The sequence below is a fragment of the Blautia difficilis genome (assembly GCF_014297245.1).
Lineage (GTDB): Bacteria > Bacillota > Clostridia > Lachnospirales > Lachnospiraceae > Blautia_A > Blautia_A difficilis.
Genome location: NZ_JACOQG010000062.1, coordinates 1 through 5146 on the forward strand (window position 1 = coordinate 1; position 5146 = coordinate 5146).

The 5146-nt window shown below is 31.1% G+C and carries 6 protein-coding genes and 2 pseudogenes; 4 read left to right on the forward strand and 4 right to left on the reverse strand.

Annotated features, from left to right (window positions below; translation table 11 throughout):
• The 4 genes from H8Z82_RS17485 to H8Z82_RS17985 all read right to left on the reverse strand — a co-directional run.
• A partial coding sequence (locus H8Z82_RS17485) for a helix-turn-helix domain-containing protein (protein WP_243176516.1) occupies positions 1 to 487 on the reverse strand: 487 nt, incomplete at its 3' end.
• 324 nt (positions 488 to 811) lie between these two features.
• The gene (locus H8Z82_RS16555) at positions 812 to 1075 is read right to left on the reverse strand and encodes a hypothetical protein (RefSeq protein WP_186995732.1); all 264 of its coding nucleotides are present in this window, start codon (positions 1073 to 1075) and stop codon (positions 812 to 814) included.
• Positions 1076 to 1298: 223 nt separating this feature from the next.
• Positions 1299 to 2012 (reverse strand): LytR/AlgR family response regulator transcription factor, encoded by a 714-nt coding sequence (locus tag H8Z82_RS16560; RefSeq protein WP_182432141.1) that lies wholly within the window; start codon positions 2010 to 2012, stop codon positions 1299 to 1301.
• Between the two features lie 895 nt (positions 2013 to 2907).
• Complete coding sequence (locus H8Z82_RS17985; protein ID WP_334298269.1) at positions 2908 to 3114, reverse strand: DUF6783 domain-containing protein; 207 nt, start codon at positions 3112 to 3114, stop codon at positions 2908 to 2910.
• Between H8Z82_RS17985 and H8Z82_RS17990 the strand changes: the two are divergent.
• From H8Z82_RS17990 to H8Z82_RS16575, 4 genes and pseudogenes are all read left to right on the forward strand, one after another.
• Positions 3064 to 3174: pseudogene (locus H8Z82_RS17990) on the forward strand (DUF6783 domain-containing protein); the annotation flags it as partial. The gene H8Z82_RS17985 and the pseudogene H8Z82_RS17990 sit on opposite strands and share 51 nt — an antisense overlap.
• Positions 3175 to 3371: 197 nt before the next feature.
• Positions 3372 to 3752, forward strand: coding sequence for a helix-turn-helix domain-containing protein (locus tag H8Z82_RS16565; protein WP_117801570.1), 381 nt, complete (start codon positions 3372 to 3374; stop codon positions 3750 to 3752).
• The gene (locus H8Z82_RS16570; RefSeq protein WP_117801569.1) at positions 3730 to 4458 is read left to right on the forward strand and encodes a LytR/AlgR family response regulator transcription factor; all 729 of its coding nucleotides are present in this window, start codon (positions 3730 to 3732) and stop codon (positions 4456 to 4458) included. The genes H8Z82_RS16565 and H8Z82_RS16570 overlap by 23 nt, the downstream gene beginning before the upstream one ends.
• A 109-nt stretch (positions 4459 to 4567) precedes the next feature.
• Positions 4568 to 5146, forward strand: a pseudogene (locus H8Z82_RS16575) (hypothetical protein); the annotation flags it as partial.

Consider the following 5146-nt stretch of genomic DNA (forward strand, 5'->3'; position numbering starts at 1 on the left):
TAATAATAGCTTCCTCGTTTTCACAATTATAATTTTTATTTTGTAGTAATTCTTCCATGGAAATATGCATTGCATTGCAGATCAATAACATATTATACAAGTATGGCTTTGTTTTTCCATTCAATAAATTGCTCATACTCGAAGATGACATTCCTGTTGCTTTTGCCAAAGCATATTTAGACATATTCTTTTGCTTGCGAATTGAATTTAATTTATCAAGCATATATTGATAGTCCTTATCTGGGTTATACATTTTTCTATCCCTCTCGTATAATATGACGCAAACATTTTTTATAATCAAAATGATGCCCAAATGTCTTTTAGAATCACTTCGATAATAATCATTGTTTTCATAAATTAGTTGTTCCCATTTGCTACTATAAATGGATTTTCTTACCCTTATCGATTCTAATAATTTTTTTACACCCCGGCAAATATACTTGCCGGGGCTGATACATGAGTTCAAAAGTTCTTCTGTATTTGACATTTTATAAAAGCCATCTGATATTGTTTCTGGCTGTCTGCCAGTTCCTATATCAGATGGCTTGGTATTATTTTTTTAGTTTAGTCCGGCAGTCAGTGTTCCGGAAGATATTCTGATCATAGAAGTAGTTTCTTTAATTCTTCTTAGGAAAAACTTCCATTTTTCTGAGTTCATCCAATACGCTTAGCCTGCAACGTTACCGTGACAGACTCAAGACTCGTTTCAAATGCTGTGTTTAGCAACTTATTTGGTGAGGCTTCCATCTCCCTCCCCCTGACTATATGCTCTTAGCTGGACGCATGACCTCCAAATTGTAAACTCTTGACTTCATGAGATCTTATTTATTTTTTCTTTATATCTTTTTCTTAATTTGTCATTCCTATCATTTTCTTTGATTAATTTCTCATCTACGCATTTATATGCTTCTTCAAATTTTCCATCTGCTTCATAAATATTTCGTCTTATAAACATTGTACCTGGTGCATCAGGATCTAGATTATTTGCAATGCTAATCTGCTCTTTTGCTAAATTCAATAAGTCTGGATTTGCTCTTCCTTCGCATATGTATTTATAAAGATAGGCCTTTGCCATATTATAATGGGTGTCAACAAAAGAAAAACATATTCTTTCAGCACTCTTACAGTATTTTATATCATCATCTAAAACAGATTGCCATTTCTGCCGTATTTCATCCTTGAAAACTATTTTATCAAGTAGAGTTTTGTTTCTATTATCTATACCAGCTTCTTTAATATATCGTTTTCTATTTCCAAATACCTAGAAGTATTAACATTTTGTAGTTGCATATAAATTTTTACAATTTTTTCATCTTTAAATTTTGTAAATGACGTGATTTGATTTCTTGGCGATATTTTTTTGCAACATACAATACTTCATTATTTTTCAATTTTAATTGATCACATTTAATGCTGGCAATTTCTGTCAGGTTTACAATGCAAGATATATGAATAGCTGCAAATTTCGATGGATTTAACTGTTCCCAAATTTTTTCCAATGTGATATTACATTGATAAACTCTTGCATCAGTTGTATGGATAAAGGCTTTTCTTCCTAACTTTTCAATATATAGAATAGATTGACATAATATACTATAGTTACATTTGCGATAACTGAATAAAAATAGCCTTTTAGTTCTGTATAAATAATTAAATGCGTTATATAATGTTGTGCTAAATTTATTGTAAGTTAAAGGTTTTAGCAAAAAAGCAAATGTAAAAACTTCGAAAACATCAAAAACGCATTTTGCATCATTTGATACAAAAATAATCAAAGCTTCTTGAGAATCTTCACGTAATTTTCTGGCCACTTCCAACCCCAACATGTCTTCCAATTCTATGCTTAATATATATATGTCAAAGTTTTCATGGTGTTGTGTTTGATACTTATATAATTCTTTTGCGTTTTCAAAAACTTCATAATCAAAATTAAAGAATTTTATATTCTCCAAGTATTTTTCCATTTGTTCGATATCATTTAATGATTTATCACAAATAGCTAAATGTAACATAAAGTTTATCATCTCCATCCATAATATGAATATTCTTGCGTCAAGAAACCTTGATTCCGGCGTAGTGGAAACCAACTTTGATTGGCTTGATTACCTATAATAAGAAATAGAGCCTATGTCAAGCCCAGAGCCGCTTTGCGGGGCGTTAGCCGACTTTACATTGGTAACTTGTATTCTATATACTTGCCAATCGGTTTCCTAATCACCGGACAGCATGGACATCCAAGCCGGAATATTCAATAATATAACGATTATAGATATTGCATTGGTGAAATATCTTGCAATTTATTGATAAAATATACACTTATACAAAATCTAACTCTTTAATATAATTTCGAAAATTTTAATGCTTACACTATAATAATACTTTTATAATATGTTGTTTTTTCCTTGATGTAATAATATCGAATAATCATGACATTTTTACATAGTAAGGAAGTGGGGAGATGTATAGGAGAAGAAAATAGAAATGTTTCCAAAGATGAACTTGCAGATATAATTTACACAAGTATTTATTTGGAGTCCATTCGGTTTGTATGGTTGTATAATTAATTAATAAAAATAGTAAGATAATCGAGAAAATGATCTTGTTTATCTTACTATTTATATTGTTATGGTAAGGTTATGCTTTCTAAACCCATATTTTTGGTTGCTTCCCAAAATGTAGCCTTAGAAAAGAAATAAAACATCTGTTAGTGATGCGACAAGGGAGGCCGATCAAATTAGCATTGACAGTCTATCATATACAACATGGAATTGTAAATAACATATAGGATAAGGGTATTAGAATTTATAATATATTTAAAATTCAAAAGTACATATATAATTTTTGAGAGATATGCAAATTTAGAATATAAATATGGAAATAGATATTTTGAGTGTAGTGTGGTGGATATTATGTAAATGTAGTAGAAAAAATGCAAAGAAGATAGAAAGAATATATAGACCCGTTTACGAGTGAGCCAGTGAAAAAAATGAGCCTAGAGCGTGTTTGAAAAATCATTCCCGCAATCTGTACGCCCCACTTTGTGGTATATTTTGCCCGAATTCGGTTATCGTAGCCCGCTACGATGCCCTCATCCGAACAAAATCTCCTACAAATTGTGACGCACATCTTGCAGAAAGCCTTTTTCAAACACGCTCTAGGGGAGTTAGTAAATAAATGATATTGTACAGTTGGCAAACATTTTAATGATTTTTTAAACTCAAGATCCGGAAACGTGCTTTATATCAGGAAAAAACAAGCTAGAGGCTAAGACAACAACACTAATCAATGTAAATGAATACTTCTATTATTTGTATCATGAAAACAAGAAAAGGGTAGCATGATATTAGAATAAAAATAAGGAGTATAGGATTATGGAAAGTCGTATAAAAAATCTTCGGGAAAAAAGAGGAATCATACAAGAAATATTAGCTGCAGAATTGGGAATTACTCAGCAGATGCTTAGTAAATATGAGAAAGATGTGACAGTGATTAAAGTTGATATTCTCAAAAGGCTGGCAGAGTATTTTAATGTGACAACAGACTATCTGTTAGGGATGTCAGATGTAAAAAGGGATTTAACAGGACAGATTAAACTCAATGAAACATTGGATGAGTATTATGATATGATTGAAGTCTACAAGACATTAGATCAATATGATCAAGAATTGGTCTGGTCGCTTTTGCAGATTGTTAGAAAAAATGAAGAGAAAAAGAAAAAGGACAGGGAAAATGATAAATGTAGCAATCTGTGATGATGTTGTTTCTACAACAGGGAAAATAGAAACTATGTTGCAAAACATAGCAAAAAGAAATTTTATGCCAGTAGATACGGATGTTTTTTGGAAAGGAGAACATTTGGTTGATTCTGTAGAAATGGGTAATTCTTTTGATATTATCTTTCTGGATATAGAGATGGGACAGGAAGACGGCATTACAGTAGCACGGAGAATTCGGAAGATTGATAAAAGTGTTTTGATTGTTTATGTTACAAGCCATGAAAATTATATGATGGAGTCGTTTGAAATCAGACCTTTTCGTTTTCTGGTGAAGCCTGTCAGTAGAGAAATGATGGAACGGTGTTTGCAAGCAGCCTATGAAGAAATAAGTAGTACTGACAGTTATTTTCGATATAGTTACCAACGGATCAATCATAAAATTCCAATTGGGGAAATCCTTTATTTCGAGAGTAATCGAAGAAAGGTAAAGATAATTACAGAAAAAGAAAATTTTGAACTTTATGGAAAGCTTAATGATATTGAAAAAAGTTTGGAACGGAGTAAAGTGGCATTTTTGCGGGTGCATCAGTCTTTTTTGGTAAGTTATAAACATGTAGAAGAAATAGGATATGATTTTGTAGTGTTGAATAATGGAAAAAGAATACCTATTAGCGAAGACAGGCGGAAGATTATCAGTGGACAGTACTGTGAAATGGAGGACACTTTTTATGTTGATGTATAAATAGATTATGGTAAGGTTGATATACTTCGTATATTATTTTCTTAGTGTATCTGCTTTGGCTTTTTCCATATTTTTAATAGGAAAAAAAGGAGTCTCGATAACAGTTAGCATGGACTACTTTGCGGATAGAAACTTTGGTAATAATTCATATGATTTCCATAATGAAAAGAAGATTTCAATTAGTGAAGATAGAAGAATAAACAGTACTGTTCGATGGGGGATACGTTTTATGTTGGTGAATAAAATGTTGCTGAATGTGATAGCGATATTGCTTGTAATATTTGCGATATTTCTTTTTTCTTACTATTTTTCAATGTTTTTTACAAGAAGAAAGAAAAAAATAGCAATTGTGATTGGATACATCATTTTTGTAGTTTGGCAGTTGCTGCTTTTGAATGCTAGTACATTACCGGTTTATATAAATATAATCATTACTATTGTAATAACATTTATTTCAGTGATGTGTATTTATGAAGGAAGAGGTTGGAACAAATGTATTTTTGTTCTGGCGTTTAACGCAATTTGGATGATGATAGAAACGGTAAGCGGATATATACTCTCAATCTATTGTAATCAATTTATGTATTCTCAGATGTATGGAATCTTGGGATCAATTATATCGAAAATATTATTTTTATTAATTATTTTTGCTTTAAGGAAGGTATTTTTAACAGGTGGAATTACAGAG

Excerpts from the sequence above, each read along its gene's own strand:
- H8Z82_RS16555 (WP_186995732.1), bottom strand. The coding sequence starts at position 1,075 with ATGGCAAAGGCCTATCTTTATAAATACATATGCGAAGGAAGAGCAAAT.
- H8Z82_RS16560 (WP_182432141.1), bottom strand. The coding sequence starts at position 2,012 with ATGTTACATTTAGCTATTTGTGATAAATCATTAAATGATATCGAACAA.
- H8Z82_RS16565 (WP_117801570.1), top strand. The coding sequence starts at position 3,372 with ATGGAAAGTCGTATAAAAAATCTTCGGGAAAAAAGAGGAATCATACAA.
- H8Z82_RS16570 (WP_117801569.1), top strand. The coding sequence starts at position 3,730 with ATGATAAATGTAGCAATCTGTGATGATGTTGTTTCTACAACAGGGAAA.